18 protein-coding genes and 1 tRNA gene are annotated in these 18368 nt (G+C 72.7%); 5 read left to right on the forward strand and 14 right to left on the reverse strand.

Features of this window, described 5'->3' with window-relative positions; genetic code table 11:
- Nucleotides 1–771 (reverse strand): methyltransferase domain-containing protein (locus BIV57_RS23585; protein WP_175548783.1); only part of this gene is annotated, 771 nt, incomplete at its 3' end.
- A gap of 61 nt (nt 772–832) precedes the next feature.
- Here BIV57_RS23585 and BIV57_RS17315 point away from each other — a divergent pair.
- Entirely contained in the window at nt 833–1219 is a 387-nt protein-coding gene (locus BIV57_RS17315; RefSeq protein WP_071657739.1) for a globin, read from the forward strand.
- 37 nt (nt 1220–1256) lie between these two features.
- Here BIV57_RS17315 and BIV57_RS17320 read toward each other — a convergent pair whose 3' ends face one another.
- The 5 genes from BIV57_RS17320 to ssb form a co-directional block, all read right to left on the reverse strand.
- Nucleotides 1257–1916, reverse strand: a complete 660-nt coding sequence (locus BIV57_RS17320; RefSeq protein WP_071657740.1) for a DUF8185 domain-containing protein — start codon at nt 1914–1916, stop codon at nt 1257–1259.
- Nucleotides 1913–2353 carry an acyl-CoA thioesterase gene (locus BIV57_RS17325; protein ID WP_071657741.1) on the reverse strand — a complete coding sequence of 147 codons (441 nt, stop codon included), beginning with the start codon at nt 2351–2353 and terminating at the stop codon, nt 1913–1915. Before BIV57_RS17325 ends, BIV57_RS17320 begins: the two co-directional genes overlap by 4 nt.
- Nucleotides 2354–2439: 86 nt before the next feature.
- Entirely contained in the window at nt 2440–4104 is a 1665-nt protein-coding gene (ettA, locus tag BIV57_RS17330; RefSeq protein WP_071657742.1) for an energy-dependent translational throttle protein EttA, read from the reverse strand.
- A 255-nt stretch (nt 4105–4359) separates the two neighbouring features.
- Nucleotides 4360–5787 carry a thioester domain-containing protein gene (locus BIV57_RS17335; protein WP_071657743.1) on the reverse strand — a complete coding sequence of 476 codons (1428 nt, stop codon included), beginning with the start codon at nt 5785–5787 and terminating at the stop codon, nt 4360–4362.
- Between the two features lie 164 nt (nt 5788–5951).
- The gene (gene ssb / locus BIV57_RS26165; protein WP_071657744.1) at nt 5952–6377 is read right to left on the reverse strand and encodes a single-stranded DNA-binding protein; all 426 of its coding nucleotides are present in this window, start codon (nt 6375–6377) and stop codon (nt 5952–5954) included.
- 166 nt (nt 6378–6543) lie between these two features.
- On the opposite strand from ssb, the gene BIV57_RS17345 reads away from it, so the two are divergent.
- Nucleotides 6544–7473, forward strand: coding sequence for an aldo/keto reductase (locus BIV57_RS17345; RefSeq protein ID WP_071657745.1), 930 nt, complete (start codon nt 6544–6546; stop codon nt 7471–7473).
- Nucleotides 7474–7522: 49 nt separating this feature from the next.
- On the opposite strand, the gene BIV57_RS17350 is transcribed toward BIV57_RS17345, so the two are convergent.
- The 6 genes from BIV57_RS17350 to BIV57_RS17375 all read right to left on the reverse strand — a co-directional run bounded on the left by BIV57_RS17350 (nt 7523) and on the right by BIV57_RS17375 (nt 12481).
- The gene (locus BIV57_RS17350; RefSeq protein ID WP_071657746.1) at nt 7523–8959 is read right to left on the reverse strand and encodes an MFS transporter; all 1437 of its coding nucleotides are present in this window, start codon (nt 8957–8959) and stop codon (nt 7523–7525) included.
- Nucleotides 8960–9053: 94 nt separating this feature from the next.
- Nucleotides 9054–9548, reverse strand: a complete 495-nt coding sequence (locus BIV57_RS17355; RefSeq protein WP_071657747.1) for a MarR family winged helix-turn-helix transcriptional regulator — start codon at nt 9546–9548, stop codon at nt 9054–9056.
- A 54-nt stretch (nt 9549–9602) separates the two neighbouring features.
- Entirely contained in the window at nt 9603–10538 is a 936-nt protein-coding gene (locus BIV57_RS17360; RefSeq protein WP_071657748.1) for a zinc-binding dehydrogenase, read from the reverse strand.
- Between the two features lie 33 nt (nt 10539–10571).
- On the reverse strand, nt 10572–10988 hold the full coding sequence (locus BIV57_RS17365; protein WP_071657749.1) for a nuclear transport factor 2 family protein: 417 nt from the start codon (nt 10986–10988) through the stop codon (nt 10572–10574).
- A gap of 96 nt (nt 10989–11084) precedes the next feature.
- Nucleotides 11085–11498 (reverse strand): DUF3592 domain-containing protein, encoded by a 414-nt coding sequence (locus tag BIV57_RS25280; RefSeq protein ID WP_071657750.1) that lies wholly within the window; start codon nt 11496–11498, stop codon nt 11085–11087.
- Between the two features lie 77 nt (nt 11499–11575).
- Nucleotides 11576–12481, reverse strand: a complete 906-nt coding sequence (locus BIV57_RS17375; protein WP_245797766.1) for a carbon-nitrogen hydrolase family protein — start codon at nt 12479–12481, stop codon at nt 11576–11578.
- A 391-nt stretch (nt 12482–12872) separates the two neighbouring features.
- Between BIV57_RS17375 and BIV57_RS17380 the strand changes: the two genes are divergently transcribed.
- On the forward strand, nt 12873–13727 hold the full coding sequence (locus BIV57_RS17380; RefSeq protein ID WP_071657751.1) for an alpha/beta hydrolase: 855 nt from the start codon (nt 12873–12875) through the stop codon (nt 13725–13727).
- A gap of 18 nt (nt 13728–13745) precedes the next feature.
- Nucleotides 13746–14675, forward strand: coding sequence for an amidohydrolase family protein (locus tag BIV57_RS17385; RefSeq protein ID WP_245797768.1), 930 nt, complete (start codon nt 13746–13748; stop codon nt 14673–14675).
- 112 nt (nt 14676–14787) lie between these two features.
- Here the strand turns inward: BIV57_RS17385 and BIV57_RS17390 are convergent, their stop codons facing one another.
- Together BIV57_RS17390 and BIV57_RS17395 are read right to left on the reverse strand one after the other, a co-directional pair.
- Nucleotides 14788–16611, reverse strand: coding sequence for a bifunctional metallophosphatase/5'-nucleotidase (locus BIV57_RS17390; RefSeq protein ID WP_071657753.1), 1824 nt, complete (start codon nt 16609–16611; stop codon nt 14788–14790).
- A gap of 321 nt (nt 16612–16932) precedes the next feature.
- Nucleotides 16933–17005 (reverse strand) — tRNA-Arg (locus BIV57_RS17395).
- Between the two features lie 268 nt (nt 17006–17273).
- Here BIV57_RS17395 and BIV57_RS17400 point away from each other — a divergent pair.
- A complete protein-coding gene (locus BIV57_RS17400) occupies nt 17274–18362 on the forward strand; it encodes a Gfo/Idh/MocA family protein (protein WP_071657754.1) in 1089 nt (362 codons plus the stop codon).
- Nucleotides 18363–18368: the final 6 nt, after the last annotated feature.

The raw sequence follows: 18368 nt of genomic DNA on the forward strand, positions 1-18368 counted from the left end.
CTCCCCCCGCATCCCCACGAAGAACGCTCCGGTCGGCAGGAACCGCCCCTCCGCACGCCCGGGCCCCTCCACCACCACCCGCACCAACCCGGCGAGGACCGGCGCGAGCACCGCGCCCCCCGCGCGCACCTCCTCCGTCCAGGCCCGCGCCAACCGCGGCACCTCGCACGTCACCATCGCCGCGTCGAAGGACCCGGCCTCCCCAGCCAGGGCAACGGCACCGTCCCCCGTCACCACCCGAGGCCGAAACCCCGCCGCCGCCAGCCTCTCCCGCGCCGGCGCGGTGATCGCCTCCTCCACGTCCACGGTCACCACCCCCTCGTCCCCCAGCACCCGCGCCATCAGCGCGGCGTTGTACCCCGTCCCCGTCCCGACCTCCAGCACCCGCCCCAGGCCCGCCGAGGGCCCCAGAGCGTCCAACATCAGCCCCATCAGCGAGGGCTGACTGCTCGACGACACCGCCCGGCCGCCCTCCACCCGCGTCACCAGCGCGCAGTCGTGGTACGCCGCCCGCGCCCACGCCTCCCGCTCCCCCGCCGTCGGCGCATCCCGCGCATACCGCACCAGCCCCCCGCCCCCGATACCGCCCGCGGCTCCGTCCGCGCCGTGCTCGCCGTGCTCGCCGTGCCAGAACTCCGGCACGAACACATCCCGCGGCACCGCCGCGAACGCCTCCCGCCACCGCGGATCCGCCGGCCGCCCCGCGGCCGCCAGCGCGGCGTCCAGCCCGGCACGCGCCGCCACCAGCACCCGATCCAGCTCCGCCGTCACCCGATCCACCTCACACCGCCGCCCTTCCCGGTCACCCGTACCCGTCTGACACGATAGATACGTGACCTCGCAGACGTTCTACGACGCCGTCGGCGGCGAGCCGACCTTCCGCAAGCTCGTCCACCGCTTCTACGAGGGCGTCGCCGACGATCCGCTGCTCCGGCCGATGTACCCGGAGGAGGACCTCGGCCCGGCCGAGGAGCGGCTGACGCTGTTCCTGATGCAGTACTGGGGCGGCCCCCGCACCTACAGCGAGAACCGCGGCCATCCGCGCCTGCGGATGCGCCACGTCCCGTTCCGCGTCGACCGCGCCGCGCACGACGCCTGGCTGCGCCACATGCGCACCGCCGTGGACGAGCTGAACCTCGCCCCGGAGCACGAGACCGAGCTGTGGAACTACCTGCTCTACGCCGCCGCCAGCATGGTCAACACCCCCGAGGAGGGCTGACGCAGGCCCCGGACGCGCCAACGCCGCCCCGGGCGGCCTAACCGACCGTCAGCCCCAGTCCGGCGCCCACCGGGCGGCGGTACGCCACCTCGCCGTACTCCGTCCGCAGCCGCCACCACGGACCGTTCCGCAGCACCGCCGCCCCTTCGCCCGCATGCTCGGCGGGCGCGGGCAGGAAGCCCATCCCCGACGCCGCGTGCGCCACCCGCAGCGGCAGCCCGTCGACCGCCCCGCCGACCTGTGCGTCCCACACGCGCGCCGCGGTGGCGTCCAGCTCCTCGCGGGTGCGCCGCTGCTCGGGGAGCGACTCCACGCGCTGCCGGAACTCCCGCACGCCCCCCGCGACGGCCCTGCGCAGCTCGTCCACGCCCGGCGACGCGACCGCCGTCCAGCCGCCGCGCGGCGGCAGCATCCCGGCCCAGGCGGCGGCGACGCTCAGCGCCGAGGGGATCGCGAACCCGCCGTCCTCGCCGAGCGACTCCAGCAGCTCGCCGGCCGAGACGGTGGCGTCGACGCCGGCCTCGGGCAGGCCGTCGACACGGATCGTGCGGATCGCCAGCACCTCGAAGGGCGGGCGGCCGAAGACGGCGAGCAGCCCGCCGCCGGGCGGGCCGGTGAGCCGCACCGCCGCGGCCTTGTCGAAGTGCAGCAGGCGCCGCAGGAAGGCGCCGAGCGCGGGACCGTCGGGCGTCCTCACGCCGCCGCCCCGGCGGCGGGCGCGTCGTCCTGGAACTTCAGCAGGTACTCGCGCTCCTCCGGGCTGAAGCGGCGCGGCCGCTTCTCCTCCAGGTCGTAGGGGACGAGCACGGACGCCGCGGCGACGTAGACGACGCCGCCGTCCTCCTCCGCGTCCTTCACCTCGTACCCGAGGCGCACCGACGCCGCGGAGATCTTCTCCACCCAGGTCTCGACGAGGACCGGCTCGGCGCGGTGCACCAGCGGCCGGCGGTAGTCGATCTCGTGGCGGGCGACCACCATGCCGGAGCGGAACTCCACCCCGCCGCTGTCGGCCACCGTGAACATGAAGTCGATGCGCGCCTCCTCGAGGTAGCGCAGGAACACGGTGTTGTTGACGTGCTGGTAGGCGTCCATGTCCGACCAGCGCAGCGGGCAGCGGTAGACATGCCTGGCCACGGCGTGGGATCCCTTCGCGCTTCACAGGAACGGCGGCGGCCTCTCGGCCGCCGCCGTCCACAGTACCGTCGTGCCCGCGGGGTAAGTTACCCGCGGGTCAACTTCTTGTAGGTGGCGCGGTGCGGGCGCGCGGCCTCCGCACCGAGGCGCTCCACCTTGTTCTTCTCGTAGGACTCGAAGTTGCCCTCGAACCAGAACCACTTGGAGTCGCCCTCGTAGGCCAGGATGTGCGTGGCCACGCGGTCGAGGAACCAGCGGTCGTGGGAGACGACCACGGCGCAGCCGGGGAACTCCAGCAGCGCGTTCTCCAGGCTGGAGAGCGTCTCCACGTCCAGGTCGTTGGTGGGCTCGTCGAGGAGCAGCAGGTTGCCGCCCTGCTTGAGCGTCAGCGCCAGGTTGAGGCGGTTGCGCTCGCCGCCGGACAGGACGCCGGCCGGCTTCTGCTGGTCCGGGCCCTTGAAGCCGAACGCCGAGACGTACGCCCGGGACGGCATCTCGACCTGGCCGACGTTGATGTAGTCGAGCCCGTCGGAGACGACCTGGAAGAGCGTCTTCTTGGGGTCGAGGTTGGCGCGGCTCTGGTCGACGTAGGAGATCTCGACCGTCTCGCCGACCTTGATGCTGCCCGAGTCGGGCTGCTCCAGACCCTGGATCATCTTGAAGAGCGTCGTCTTGCCGGCGCCGTTGGGGCCGATGACGCCGACGATGCCGTTGCGCGGCAGGGTGAACGACAGGTCGTCGATGAGCACCTTGTCGCCGAACGCCTTGTTGAGGTGCTCGACCTCGACGACGACGCTGCCCAGACGCGGGCCCGGCGGGATCTGGATCTCCTCGAAGTCCAGCTTCCGCATCTTCTCGGCCTCGGCGGCCATCTCCTCGTAGCGCTGGAGACGGGCGCGCGACTTGGCCTGCCGGCCCTTGGCGTTGGAGCGCACCCAGTCGAGCTCGTCCTTGAGGCGCTTCTGCCGCTTGGCGTCCTTCTGGCCCTCCACCTTCAGGCGGGAGGCCTTGGTCTCCAGGTACTTGGAGTAGTTGCCCTCGTAGCCGTAGAGGTGGCCGCGGTCGACCTCGGCGATCCACTGGGCGACGTTGTCGAGGAAGTACCGGTCGTGGGTGACGGCGACGACGGTGCCGGGGTACTTCTCCAGGTGCTGCTCCAGCCACTGGACGGACTCGGCGTCCAGGTGGTTGGTGGGCTCGTCGAGGAGCAGCAGGTCGGGCGCCTCGAGCAGCAGCTTGCAGAGCGCGACCCGGCGCTTCTCGCCGCCGGAGAGGTTCACCACGGGCCAGTCGCCGGGGGGGCACCCGAGGGCGTCCATCGCCTGCTCCAGCTGGGCGTCGAGGTCCCAGGCGTTGGAGTGGTCGAGGTCGTCCTGGAGCTTGCCCATCTCGGCGAGGAGCTCGTCGGAGTAGTCGGTGGCCATCAGCTCGGCGATCTCGTTGAACCGGTCGAGCTTGGCCTTGGTCTCCTTGACGCCGTCCTGGACGTTCTCCAGGACCGTCTTGGACTCGTCGAGCGGCGGCTCCTGCAAGAGGATGCCGACGCTGTAGCCGGGGGTGAGGAAGGCGTCGCCGTTGGACGGTTGCTCCAACCCGGCCATGATCTTCAGGATCGTGGACTTGCCGGCGCCGTTCGGTCCCACGACACCGATCTTGGCGCCCGGATAGAACGACATGGTGACGTCGTCAAGGATGACCTTGTCGCCGTGCGCCTTGCGCGCCTTGCGCATGGTGTAGATGAACTCAGCCAACTGGATCCGTCCGCTCGAACGCCTGGGTTTTGGATGGGGATGCTCATCCCATCTTGCCGCACCCCCCGCCCCCGGGTCACATCACTTCGCCACGGCACCGCCCCGGGCGCGGCGCTGTGCCCGGACACGGCGCCGCCCCGGCACCCCCGGTGCCCTGCGCGGCAGGGCGGACGGGGAGCCGGGGCGGGGGGCGGCGGACGGTGGCACGGGCCACCGCGCGCCGCCGCGCTACCTCGGTTCAGCAGCGCTCAGGCGTCAGGCCCGACGCCGCCGCACCGCGAAGACCACGACACCGCCGACGGCGAGCAGCGCCACCGCGATACCAGCGATCATCGGCGTCGAGGACGACGCACCGGTCTCGGCGAGCCCACCGCTCGGGGAGGGCGACGAGCTCGGCGTGGCCGTCGGCGTCGGCGACGCGGAAGAACCGCCGCCGCTCGGCGTCCCCGAACCCTTCTGGCAGTTCAGGACACCCTTGCCGACCCAGCTCTTGCCGTTCGGACCAGCGATGCTGATCTTGTACGGCTGGTCCTCGCCGACCTTCACCAGGATGGACTTCGACTCGCCCGGCTTGATCGTGTACTTCAGCCCGGCCAGCTCGAACTCGAAGTTCTCGTCACCCTTGTTGGTGGCCGTGACCTCGACCCCGCCCTTGGCGCAGTTCTGCGCGAAGCTCACGCTCGGCACCGGGCCGGTCGTGGTGGACGCCGCCCAGGAGGCCTGCGCACCGGCCTGCTGCTGCATCGTCTTGGAGCCGGCCAGGATCATCGTCTGGCTGACGTCACCCTGCGAGGTGGTACCGGTGAACGCACGCCCGACCGGGACGGTCGCGCTCGCGCCGGTGGCGGTCAGCTGCGCCTGCAGCGCGTCCGCGGCCTTCGGGGCCGTCAGGAAGAGCTGCTCGCCGTTGGTGGCGGACGTCACCGGCTTGCCGTTGGCGTCGACGACCTGGACCTTCTTCTGCACCGCCGCGTCGTCCAGCTTCAACTGGACGGACTGGGCGGTGGTCTTGACGGTGATCGGGCCCAGCTTGTCGCCGGACTTGCCGGCCAGCGTCGTCGGGCTCAGCGAGAGCGACGCCGTCGGCTCGGAGGCGTTGACCGCCTTGCCCTCCAGCGTCTTCGCCAGCTGCTCGGCCGCGGCGTCCTTGGCGTGGCCGTTCTTGCCGTCGGAGAAGTGCCAGATGGCGAGCTGGGTGCCGGCCGCGGCACCGTTCGCCGTCAGGCCCTTGATCCCGAACTTCTGGGCCACCTGCTGGACGGTGAGCGCCGGGTAGGAGTTCTCCAGAATCCACTTGATCTTGCCGGCGTCCGGGTTGTTGGCCAGCTTGGAGGCGCTCCAGTCGACCTCCTGGTACTTCGAGCCGCCCTGCGCCGGGTGCCCGAAGTCGATGCAGTAGGTCTGCAGGTTCTGGCCGTCGCTCTGCAGCGTGAAGAGCCCGGCGGTCTCCAGGCGGGACAGTCCGTCGATCTTGACGCCCTCGCCCGTGGTTATCAGGCGGTTGGAGCCCGGCGCGTTGACCAGGACCGCCTGGGCACCGCCGGTGGACGCGGGCGCCGCGCCGTCGGCGCCGTCCGCCGCGGCCGGACCGGCCATAGCGAACGAGCCGGCGGCGATCAGGCCGCCCGCGGCGAGCAGCGCGGACAGACGCGCGCCACCGCTCTTGAAAGATTGAAGCCTCATCAAATCCCCTCCAGGACCGGAGCGTTCCCCACACACCCCGCCCGAGACTTTGGTCCCCCTCATTACGGATACGGATCCTAGAGGCGCCCATGGCAGAACCAGTCGGATATAAGGATCGCGGAGCCACCGACTCCCAATCGTTACGAACGGCCTCGCATAACGCGTCAGTGAGTCGACATATCGGCTGGAACCGCGGCCCCGGAGCCCGCGCCCGCCTCCGGCGACGGCTCCCGGATCATCCGCCGGAACGCGGACGTCCCCCGCGCCAGATCGTGGCCGACCGAGCGCGCCTCCACCTCCACCACCGTCTGCCGCTGCCCCTCCCGCTCCCAGTCGCGCACCCGCAGATGGCCGGTGACCACCACGGGATCGCCCCGCTCCACGCTCCCCGCGACGTTCTCGGCGAGCCCGCGGAACGTCCACACCGTGACGAAGCTGGTGTCCCCGTCGACCCAGCAGCTCGCCTCCCGGTTGTAGCGGCGCGGCCGGAAGGCGAGGCGGAAACTCGCCGCCGGCACCCCCGCCGCCGTCCGCTGGAACCGGATGTCCGTCGCCGTGTTGCCCACCACGGTGATCGCCGTCTCGTTCACCCGAACCGCCCCCAACCCGCTCGATGTGCTCCCTGCCCTCGGTCCCCAGCCTCCCGCCTCCGCGGCCCGCCGCGCACGGCCCGTCCCGCGCCTGTGGATAACTTCTTCCCCAGGGTGGCCCGGGGCGGGCCTGGCAGGCCGCTCGCGGACCGGCGAGGATGGGGCCGTGAAAACGTTGTCCTTCCCGCAGTCACGCGTCCCCGCCTCCAATGTCGTCCTCGGCCTGATGCGCATCGGCGAGCTCGGCGACGAGGAGATCCGCACCCTCTACGGCGCCGCCCGCGACGCCGGCGTCAACGCCTTCGACCACGCCGACATCTACGGCCCCGCGCGGCACCGCTGCGAGGAGAGGTTCGGCGAGGCCGTGAAGCTCACCGCCGCCGAGCGCGAGCAGATCTCGATCCAGAGCAAGGTCGGCATCCGGCCCGGCTTCTTCGACTTCTCCAAGGAGCACATCCTCCGGACGGTCGACGAGTCGCTCGCCGCGCTGCACACCGAGTACCTCGACGTCCTGCTGCTGCACCGGCCCGACACCCTGGTGGAGCCGGAGGAGGTGGCGGAGGCCTTCGACGCGCTGCACGCGGCCGGAAAGGTCGTCAACTTCGGCGTCTCCAACCACACCCCGGGCCAGATCGAGCTGCTGAAGAGCGCGGTGCGCCAGCCGCTCGTCGCCAACCAGGTGCAGCTGTCCATCACGCACTGCCCGATGATCGCCTCGGGCATCGCGGCGAACATGGGCGGCCTCGACCAGTCGGTCAGCCGCGACAACGGGCTGCTGGACTACTCCCGGCTGCACGGGATGACCCTGCAGGCCTGGTCGCCGTTCCAGAAGGGCTTCTTCGACGGCGTCTTCCTCGGCGACCGGGAGAACTACGCCGAGCTCAACGACGTGCTGGAGGAGCTGGCCGGCAAGTACGGGGTGACCCCGACCGGCATCGCCGTCGCCTGGATCACCCGCCACCCGGCGAACATGCAGGTGGTGCTGGGCACCACCAACCCGGGCCGGGTCGCGGAGTCCGCGGCCGGGTCGGAGCTGCCCCTCACCCGCGAGGAGTGGTACCGCCTCTTCCGCGCCGCCGGCCACGTGGTGCCGTAGCGGGAGGCCCCCCGAAGGGGGCTCGGGGAGCAGGGCGGCCGGGCGGAGCTCATCCGCGCGTCGGCACCTGCTCCCGCGCCCCGCGGCGCTCCTCCGCGGGCGCCGCCCCCGCCGCGCGCCGCCGCGCCAGCGTCCCCGCCGTCAGCGCCGCCGCGACCAGCAGCCCGGCGCCGACCGCCCAGGCCAGCCGGTACCCCCCGGCCAGCGCCGCCGCCTGCGCGGCGCCCGCGTGCCGCAGCGCCTCCGTCCGCGACGCCGCCAGCGTGGAGAGCACCGCCACCCCGGACGCCATCCCCACCTGCTGGAAGGTGGTGAAGAGCCCGGAGACCAGCCCCGCGTCCCCCTCCCCCGCGCCGGACATCCCCAGCCCCAGCAGCGCCGGCTGCGCCAGCCCGAAACCGGCGCCCAGCAGCATCAGCGGCAGCAGCTGGAGCAGGTAGTCGGGGTGCTCGGGGATCCGGGTGAGCAGCACCAGCAGCGCCACCAGCAGCGTCAACCCGAAGAGCAGCACCCGCAGTTCGCCGAACCGCCCGATGAGCCGCGCCGACGCGCCCAGCGACACCGCGCCGATCGCCAGCGCGGCGGGCAGCATCGCCAGCCCGGTCGCGGCGGCGCCCCAGTCGGCGACGTCCTGGAGGTACTGCGCGGTGAGCACCTGGAAGGAGAAGAGCGCGCCGACCATCAGCAGCATCGCCAGATTGGCGCCCAGCACCGAGCGGTTGCGCAGCACCCGGGGCGGCAGCAGCGGGTTGCGGGCGGTGGCCTGCCGGACGGCGAAGAGCCCCAGCAGCACCAGGCCGGCGCCCCAGGCGAGCGGGCGCGCCCCGACGATGCCGTAGATGAGGGCGAGCAGCCCGGCGGTCCCCAGCGCCGCGCCGAGCGCGTCCATCCCGGCGCGCAGCCCGAGTCCGCGCTCCTTGGGCAGCACCCGCGCCCCCACCAGCAGCACGGCCGCCCCGATGGGCAGGTTGATCAAGAAGATGGAGTGCCATCCGAGGGTCTGGGTGAGGACGCCGCCGAGCACCTGACCGAGGACCGCGCCCGCCGATCCGGTGAAGGCGAACACCCCCAGCGCGCGGGCCCGTTCGCGGGGCTCGGGGAAGAGCGTCACCAGGATCCCCAGGCCCACCGCGGAGGCCATCGCGGCGCCGGCGCCCTGCGCGAAGCGGGCGGCGACCAGCATCCCCGCGGAGCCGGCGAGCCCGGCCCAGGCGGAGGCGGCGGTGAAGACGCCGACCCCGGCGAGGAAGATCCGGCGGCGGCCCAGCAGGTCGCCGAGGCGGCCGGCGAGCAGCAGCAGGCTGCCGAGGGCGAGCAGGTAGCCGTTGACGACCCAGCTCCAGCCGGCGGCGCTGAAGTGCAGGTCGCGCTGGATGGACGGCAGGGCGACGGTGGTGATGGAGCCGTCCAGGACGTCCATCAGGATCGCTGCGGCGACGGTCGCCAGTGCGAGAGGGCGGGAACTGCGTGCGGACACGGTCGGAATCCCTTCAACGATTGCGTCGTTGAAGAGACCGTAGCAGATAGGTCCGTTGCAGACTATCTATTTCGGATGCTCTCGCCGGGGCGGTCCCGCCCCGTCACCCCTTCTGCCGCGCCCGCCGCGCCCCGCGCGCCCCCTCCACCTGCGGGGACGGCTCCGCCAGGTGCTCCTCGGTGAGCCGCGTCAACGCCTTGAGCAGCGCGTCCCGTTCGCCCTTCGGCAGCGACTCCAGCGCCGCGCGGTGCACCCCGTCCACCACCTGCTGGCTCTTGACGGCGAGGCGGGCGCCGGCCGGCGTCACGGCGATCACCCGGGCCCGGCGGTCGGTGCTGGACGGACGGCGCTCGGCGAGCCCCGCCTCCTCCAGCGCGTCCACCGTCACCACCATCGTGGTCTTGTCCATGTCCCCGATCTCGGCGAGCTGGATCTGCGTCCGCTCCTCCTCCAGGGCGTGCACCAGCACGCAGTGCATGCGCGCCGTCAGGCCGAGCTCGCCCAGGGCGGCGGCCATCCGGGTGCGCAGCACATGGCCGGTGTGGTCCAGCAGGTACGACAGATCGGGCGCGTCGGGGGAGGGAGACAAGGCGGTCATGGCTCCAGGATACGGCGATCGTCCCGATGTCAATCATCCGCAACGGGCCCGTTCTCACGGACCGACGGTGAGCACGGCGTTGCCGCGGATCCGGCGTCCCCGCAGCTCGGCGATGACCGCGTTGGTCTCGGCCCAGTCCCGCACGGTGCCGATCTCCGGGTGCAGCCGCCCGGCCGCCACCAGCCGCACCAGCGTCGCCAGCTCCTCGCCGTAGGTCGTCTCCGCCGAGGCGGTGTAGTCGAAGTGCCGGATCGACGCCTGGTTCGGGCCGGCGAAGAAGTCGAAGAAGTCCAGCGTCGCCGGGGCGCCGCCGGCCTGCCCGAACCAGATCAGCTGCCCGCCGGGCGCCAGCCGGGCCAGCGCCGCGGCGAGGCTCGTCCCGCCCACCGACTCCAGCGCCACCGCGAACGGGCCCTCGGCCTGCTCCACGGAGGTGACCAGCTCGGCCGCGCCCAGCTCCAGCAGCCGGGCGCCGCGCTCGCGTCCCGAGCTGACCGCCGTCACCCGCGCGCCGGCGGCCGCGGCCAGCTCGGTGACGTAGTGGCCCACCCCGCCGCTCGCCCCGGTGAGCAGGATCCGGCGACCGACCAGCGGTCCGGCGGCGCGCAGCAGCCGCAGCGCGGTGATGCCGGCCAGCGGCAGCGCGGCGGCCGTCACCGCGTCGATGCCGTCGGGCAGTTCGGCGAGGCCGGTGGTGGGGACGGCGACGCGCTCGGCCCAGCCGCAGGCCGGCGGATGCGCCACCACCCGGGTGCCGGCGGCGGGTCCGCTGCCGTCCGCGGCGGCCCGCAGCACGGTGCCGGCCACGTCCTTGCCGGGGCGCCAGCCCTCCCAGCGGCGGTTCAGGCCGCCGTCCAGCTGCAGCGTCTCGCCGCGGTTGACCGAGTAGGCCTCCACGGCGACCAGCGCCTCGCCGGGGGCGGGCTCGGGCGCGGGGGCCGCGCCGAGCAGCACGGGCTTGTCCGGGCCGCCGGGCAGCATGGCCTTCATCGTCGTCGTCATCGTCATCAGCCTTTCGGATGGTCAGGAGAAGAGGATCTGCTGGGCGTGCAGGGTGTCGAAGTGCTCGCGCACGGCGGCGATCCGGCCGTCGCGGACGGTGAAGACGGCCAGGCAGTGCTGCTGGTAGGCGCGGCCGTCCAGGGTGGTGCCGCGGGTGTCCCACTCGGCGAGCACCCGCTCGCCCTCGGCGATCACGCCGTGGAACTCCAGCTCCATCGACTCCGGCACGAGCTTGGCGGCGACCTTGGGGACGAAGACGTCGAGGATCTCCTCCGGGCCGGTCCAGGTGCCGGAGACCGGCAGGTCGCCGGCGAGCGTCCAGGTGGTGTCGGCGGCGAAGAAGCCGCGCAGCGCGTCGAAGTCGCCGGTGGTCAGCGTCTCCATGTAGTTCAGGACGACGGCCTTGCTCTGCTCGGTGAGGGCGGCGGTGCTGGTCATGGCGAACTCCTCGGCTCTGGGCGCCCGGTTTGGGCATGGCCCCAGTTCACCCCGGGAGCCCGGCCCGCACCCAGACCCATCGGCCGCACGCAGCCATCACCGAACGAGATCGCCGACCGCGACCCCCGCGACCGCCAGCAGCACCCCGGCCCCCACCGCCTGCACCACCACCGCACGCCCCACCCGCGCCGCCACCACCGCGACCTCCGGCCGCCCCGGCAGATAGCGCACCTCCACCGCCTCCCCGGGCGCGGCGTCCCCGGCGTCCACCTCCTCGAGGACCACGGACGCGTCCCGCCCCTCGGGCCGGAACTCGTAGCTGCGGTGCCACGCCCGCGCCTCGCGCCCCTGCGCGCCGGCCTCCACCGCCCAGCGCGCGGTGCACGTCCCGCGCGCCACCGCGCCCGTCAACCGGGCCCGGCGCAGCAGCAGTTGGCGCCGCAGCGCCCACCCCAGCACCACCAGGCCGAGCACCGCCGCCGTCCCGACGACCCCCGCCGCCCACCTCACCCCGCCACACCGCCCCACATCCGCCGGAAGGCCCGCACCGAGGAAGGCTTCCTCGACGCGGGCCCCGCCATGCCCGCTCAGAAGGCCGCGGTGCGGTCCTCGCTGCGCGGGTCCGTCACCCGGTGCTCCGCGTAGACGCCCGCGCGCGACGCGCGGCGCCAGGGGCGGGCGTGGGTGACCGCCTCGACGGCGCTCGACGCGCCCTCGTCGAGGTCCACCACCGCCACCCACGGCGAGCCGTCCGCGGGGCAGCGGTCCAGCCAGTCGCCGTTGGGGGCGATGACGCCGGACGGGGCGGTGGCGGCGTGCTGGGTGGGCACGGAGAAGCTGACCCAGTAGCTGTTGCCCGCGGCGTGCCCCTGCGCCTGGACGGCGGCGTTGCCCGGGGAGACGCCGGTCGTGGAGAGCAGCACGCAGTCGACGTCCCGCTTCTCGTACTCCGCGAACAGCTCCGGGTAGTGCACCTCCATGCCCAGCAGGCAGCCGAACCGCACCCCGTCGACGTCGAACACCACCGGCGAGGCGCCCGGCGAGTACAGGTAGGACACCTTCGTCCGCGACAGCTGCCGCTCGTCGTAGCGGGTGACGACCCCGCCGCGGTCGGAGACCACGTAGAGGCTGTTGTGCGGACGGTTCGGCCCGGTCAGACGGTGCGGCGAGGCGATCACCGTCCACAGCCGCAGCTCGCGGGCGAGCTCGGCGACCGCGGCCAACTCCGCCTGCAGCGCGGGCCACTGGCACCGGTCCCAGTCCGCCGGGCCGACCGCGTCGGGGCCGTCGACGGACATCACCAGCTTGCCGGGAAAGCAGATCGCGCCCTCCGGGAAGTGCACGATCCGCGCGTCCTGAGCGGCGGCCTCGCGCATCAGCGCGCGGACCTGGCGTCCGCTCTCGCGCAGCGCGGCAACATCTCGGGGATCTTCTCGAACGGGGGTCTGCGCCACGGCGAGGCGCACGCTCCTGGGGGTCCTTGCTTCCGACATGACGTCTCCTGAAGGAGTCGGACGGAAGTGCCGGAGTGCTGACGTGTAGGACTCGCCGGTCTTGGCGGCACGTGCGCGCACCTGGCGCTTGAAGTTCCTACGGCTGGTCATCGCGGCCTTCCACGCCTTGAGCACCGGCTCCCCAGCAGCCTCGCCCGAGGCGATCGGACTGCGGCAACGGCCTGAGACGCTGGTCCCTTTGCCTCCGTCGGAAGACCGCGCTGGGGACGGTCGAAGGAGGTTCGGCGTAGGCCACGCACCCGAACATCATGCCGCCCCCCACCAGCCCCGTCAACACCACCAACCGCTCCCCCGCACCACAACACCGCAGCTCAGAGGCCGATCACCAATTGCTTTGCCGCGCGCGGGTGATCGTCCTACGCTCCGGCGCATGTCCGCCGTGATCCCGTATCAGCCGCTGCCCATCGACCAGTCCGACGTGCGCTACGCGCACGGGCCCGACTCCGTGGCGCGGCCGGGGGTTCCCGCCGGGGAGACGATCGGGTTCACGTGGCGGGACAGCGCCGTCTACCCCGGCACCGTGCGGAAGTTCTGGGTCCATGTGCCGGCGGGGTACGACCCCGCGGAGCCGGCGTCCCTGATGGTCTTCCAGGACGGCTGGTGGTACCTCGACCCCGAGGGCGAGGTGCGCGGCGGGATCGTGCTGGACAACCTCGTCCACCGCGGCGACATCCCCGTCACCGTCGGCGTCTTCGTCGACCCCGGGCTCTTCCCGGACGCCGAGCACCCCAAGAACCGCAACAACGAGTACGACGCCTTCGACGACCGCTACGCCGAGTTCCTGCTCACGGAGATCATTCCGCAGGTCACGGCGCGTTTCTCGATCACCGACGACCCCGACCGGTGGGGGATCTGCGGCGGCAGCTCCGGCGGCAACTGCGCGTTCACCGCGGCATGGCTCCGCCCGGACAGGTTCCGCAAGGTCATCGGCTACCTCTCCAGCTTCACGCAGATGCCGGGCGGCAACCCCTACCCCGCGCTCATCCCGGCCGAACCGCCCAAGCCGCTGCGCGTCTTCCTCCAGGCCGGCCACCGCGACCTGCGCTGGAACGCCCCGGAGCGCAACTGGCTCGCGAACAACCTCCGCGTCGCCGCCGCCCTCGCGGAGGCGGGATACGACTTCCGCCTCGTCCTCGGCGACGGCCCGCACAGCCCCAACCACGGCGGCGTCCTGCTCCCCGACGCCCTCCGCTGGCTCTGGCGCCCCGACGGCGCGGCGCCCTGACGGCATGGCACCCTGGCGGTGATCGCCGAGGGGAAGGAGCGCCGGGTGGAGCCGACGCGCACCACGGAAGCCGACGAGGCCGCGGAGGTGCGGCGGTTCTGGGGCGGTCTCGGGCTGCCAGGGCTGGTCGACGTCCACACGCACTTCATGCCCGAACGCGTGCTGCACAAGGTGTGGAGCTACTTCGACGCGCTCGGTTCGCTCCCCGGCGATCTGGCGTGGCGGATCACCTACCGCGCGGAGGAGGCGGAACGGACCGCCCTGCTGCGGGAGTTCGGCGTCCGGGCCTTCACCGCGATGCTCTACCCGCACAAGCCCGGCATGGCCCGCTGGCTCAACGGCTGGGCCGTCGACTTCGCCCGCCGCACCCCCGACTGCCTGCACACCGCCACCCTCTACCCCGAGCCGGGCGTGGAGGGCTACGTCCGCGCGGCGGTCGAGGCCGGCGCGCGCGTCTTCAAGGCCCATGTCCAGGTGGGCGACTACGACCCGGCCGACGAACTGCTCGACCCGGCCTGGGGGTTGCTCGCCGAGGCCGGGATCCCCGTGGTGATCCACTGCGGCAGCGGGCCGATGCCCGGCAAGCACACCGGCCCCGAACCCGTCGCCCGGGTCCTCGCCCGCCACCCCCGCCTCCGGCTGATCGTCGCGCACCTCGGCATGCCCGAGTACGAGGAGTTCCTCGACCTCGCCGAGCGCCACGACGAGGTGCGGCTCGACACCACCATGGTGCTCACCGACTTCACCGAGAGCTTCCTGCCCTTCCCCCGCCGCGCCCTTCCCCGCCTCGACGCCCTCGGCGACCGGATCCTGCTCGGCACCGACTTCCCCAACATCCCCTACCCCTACCTCCACCAGCTCCAGGTCCTGGAGCGCCTGGACCTCGGCCCGGCCTGGCTCCGCGCGGTCTGCCACCACAACGCGGCCCGCCTCTTCGACCTGCCGTGACGTCGCGGCCCCCGCGCCGCGCCCCGCCGGACGGGGCGAAACCACACGCAACAGGGTCCTGGCCGCCGGCGGCATCGCCACGACGCGCGACGGCACCCGGTTCCGCGGCCGGTCAGGAGCCGAACACCGGCGTTCCGCCCTGGGTCAGCTTCCAGTAATTGCCCGTGAAGACGGCGGGGTCGAGCGTGCCGACCTCCTTCACGTAGTCGATCATCATCTGCCGGACCTCGGCGGTGGTGCTCCACACCGTCTCGGCGTCGTAGATGAAGGGGTATCCACTGCCGCCCGAGGCCCGGTAGTTGTTGACGGCCACCACGAACACCTGGTCGTCGGCGACCGCCGCGCCCTGGTACGTCAGCCCGCTGATCCGGCTGCCTTCGGCGGCGGCGATGTCGATCTCGTAGGACACCCCGTACGCCATGTCGTAGCTGAAGTCGGGCATGGAGTTGGCGTTCGTCAGCGTCGAGGTGTCCACCGCGGTGCCGACGGGGACCTGGTGGTAGTACTTGGCGGCGAACTCGAGATACGCCTTGAGCTGAGCACCCGTCAGCTTCTTCGCGTACAGGGTGTTGTCGTAGGGGTAGAGGCCGTCCAGGTTGCGGATGCGCACGGTGCCCGTCGGCACATCGGCGAGGCGCGAGAAGGGCGCGGCGACGGAGATCAGGGGCAGCGCGGCAGCATCACCCGTGAGCCCCGCCTTGACGTTCTTGAGTTGCACGAACTGGATGAAGTCGACGAGCGCCGTCTCCTCCCAGCAGGCGTTGGTGCCGGGCATGTCCGCGCCGTTGGCGCCGATCTCGGTGTTGCCGTACGCGCGTACGGCCGCCTGGGACGGGGCGAGCAGCCTGACGACCTCCGGGTCCTCCTCGGCCGTGCTGCTGTTGAGCACGGAGGCGGCGATCGAGTCGACCTGCCAGCGGTCCTGCCCGTCCAGGCTCAGTGCGAAGTCGAAGACGGAGAGCCGCTTGCCGAAGCAGTACGGCTCGGACAGCACGACGGTCTTTCCGGTCTCGCTGTTGGTGATGAGCTTCTGGGCGACCTCGACGTGGGTGTGGCCGACCAGGATCGCGTCGATGCCGGGGACGTTCTCGGCCACCAGGTTGGAGGCGTTCTCGGGGTACGGCACCTCGTCGCCGTAGGAGGTGGAGCCGTCCAGGCCCGAGTGGTCGGTGAGGAAGACCACGTCGCAGTGCTTGCGCAGCTCGGGCACGAAGAGCTTGGCCTGCTCGACGAGGCCGGGGAACTCCATCCTCCCGGTCACGTTGTCGTGGTCCCACAGGGCGATGCCGGGATTGGTCAGGCCCAGGATGCCGACCCTGATCGGGCGCCGCCCCGGCACGTCGATGCGCTTGATCGTGAAGGGCGGGAAGGCCGGCTTGAGCGTGGCGGCGTCCAGCGCGTTCGCGCCCAGCAACGGGAAGTCCAGCTGGGACTGAAACCTGCGCAGCACCGGGATGCCGTAGTTGAACTCGTGGTTGCCGAGGGCGGCCGCGTCGTACTTCATGTGGTTCATCGCGGCGGCCATCGGGTGGACGACATGCGGATTGGTGATCGGGTCGACCCGGGCGTAGTAGTACGCGAGCAGGGTGCCCTGGATGATGTCCCCGGCGTCGATCAGCAGGGTGCGGTCGCGGCCCTTGAGCGCGCGCTGCCGCTCGACGAGCGTCGCGATCTTCGCGATGCCGACCTCGTCGCCCGCCTTGTCGCTGTACGCCGCGTCGAGGTCGTAGTCCCAGTTCAGCACGTGGCTGTGCAGATCGGTGGTGCCGAGGACCGTGAACGTCGCGGTCCGCGGGCCGGCGCCGCCGCCGTGACGCTCACCGGTGTCCGCCGCCGCAGCGGGGGCGGTCGCGGCCGCCACCGTCCCGCCTGCCGTGGCGAGCGCGGCCGAGGCCAGCGCCGAGTCCTTGAGGAACGTCCTGCGGTCCACTGACATCTCCGACTCCCCTGACTGCCTGGCTGACAGTGCGTCCAGTCCCGGAACAGAACCTGGAGTTACGCGTGTAGAACGCGTGCGGGAAACAGGATCGTGCGCTGCGCCCCCTCCGCGCAACACCCGGCTCGTAAACTCCTCAGGGCGACCGGCGTACCCGTTTGCCCCGGCGGCGGCACCCCGCCCTTCACCCGAGGCGCACCGACTGGGCCGCCGGCTGTCACGCGACGCGAAGAGCCCGACGGCGCACCGGATGCGCGCCCCGTCCAGGGCGAAGCGGTCCCGACCTGCGGCGTCCCAAGGGGAGGCCGACAGCGGACTGTGCGCCCCCGGCAGGAATCGAACCTGCGACCAAGCGCTTAGAAGGCGCCTGCTCTATCCGCTGAGCTACGAGGGCCGGTGCGGCGGCGGTGGGCCGACGCGGGCGGGACCAGGGCAAGGATAGGGGCGGGCGGCGGGTGGGCTGTGCTGCGTCACCCGGCCGGGTCCCGGTGCGTGTCCTCGACCCCTGGGCTCGGATCGGATCCGATAATCGCAGGCGGGGCGGGGTTGTGCAGCGGGGTTGTCGCCCCGGGGGCGCGGACGTTGTCCAGTCGTTACGCCCCTGCCACCTCACCCGTTACGGACGCCGCAAGCACAGTGAGTACAGGGAGATGCCAACGGTCATGGTCGAGGAGAGGCCGGAACTGAGGGTAGCCGTGGTCGGGTACGGGCTGGGCGGGCGGGCGTTCCACGCCCCCTTCGTCGCCGCCGAGCCCGGCCTGCGGCTGGCGGCGGTGGTGACCGGGGACCCGGAGCGGGGCGCCGCCGTGGCGGCGCGCTATCCGGACACCGAGGTGGTGAAGCAGGTGGACGAGGTGTTCGCTCGATCCGGTGATTTTGACGCGGTGGTGGTCACCACCCCCAACGGCACGCACGCCGGGCTCGCGCGCCAGGCGCTCGAGGCCGGGCTGCACGCCGTCGTCGACAAGCCGCTGGCCGGCACCTCCGCCGCCGCGCGGGAGCTGTTCGCCCTCGCCGAGGCGCGCGGCCTGGTGCTGCAGGCGTATCAGAACCGCCGCTTCGACGGCGACTTCCGCACCCTGCGCGGGCTGATCGCCGAGGGCCGGCTGGGGGCGGTGCGCCGCTTCGAGTCCCGGTTCGAGCGGTGGCGGCCGGTGCCCAAGGGCGGCTGGAAGGAGGACGGCGACCCGGCGCACCTCGGCGGCATCCTCTTCGACCTGGGCACCCATGTGATCGACCAGGCGGTGGCGCTCTTCGGCCGTCCGGAGCGGGTCTACGCCGAGGTGCTCTCCCGCCGCGAGGGCGACGCCACCGACGACGACGCCTTCGTCGCGCTGACGCACCGCGGGGGCGTCCTGGCGCATCTGTGGGTGAGCGCGGTGGCGCCCGACCTCGGCCCCCGGATGCGGGTGCTCGGCGATCGGGCGGCGTACGTCAAGCACGGGATGGACGTGCAGGAGGCGGCGCTGCGGGACGGCGCCGTCCCGGGCGGCCCCGGCTGGGGCGCGGAGCCGGAGGAGGCGTGGGGCGTGCTGGGCGACGTGACGGACGGCTTCGCCCCGGTGCCCACCGTCAACGGCGACTACGGCGCCTTCTACCGCGGCTTCGCGGCGGCGGTGCGCGAGGCGGGCGGGTCCCCGCGCCTGCCGGTGCCGCCGGCCGAGAGTGTCGCGGTCCTCGAGGTGATCGAGGCGGCGCGGCACTCCGCGGCGGCCGGCGGCGCGGTGGAGCTGAGCGGGGATCCGGGCTGAGCGGGG

Origin of the sequence: Mangrovactinospora gilvigrisea (genome assembly GCF_001879105.1) — a bacterium.
Taxonomy (GTDB): domain Bacteria; phylum Actinomycetota; class Actinomycetes; order Streptomycetales; family Streptomycetaceae; genus Mangrovactinospora; species Mangrovactinospora gilvigrisea.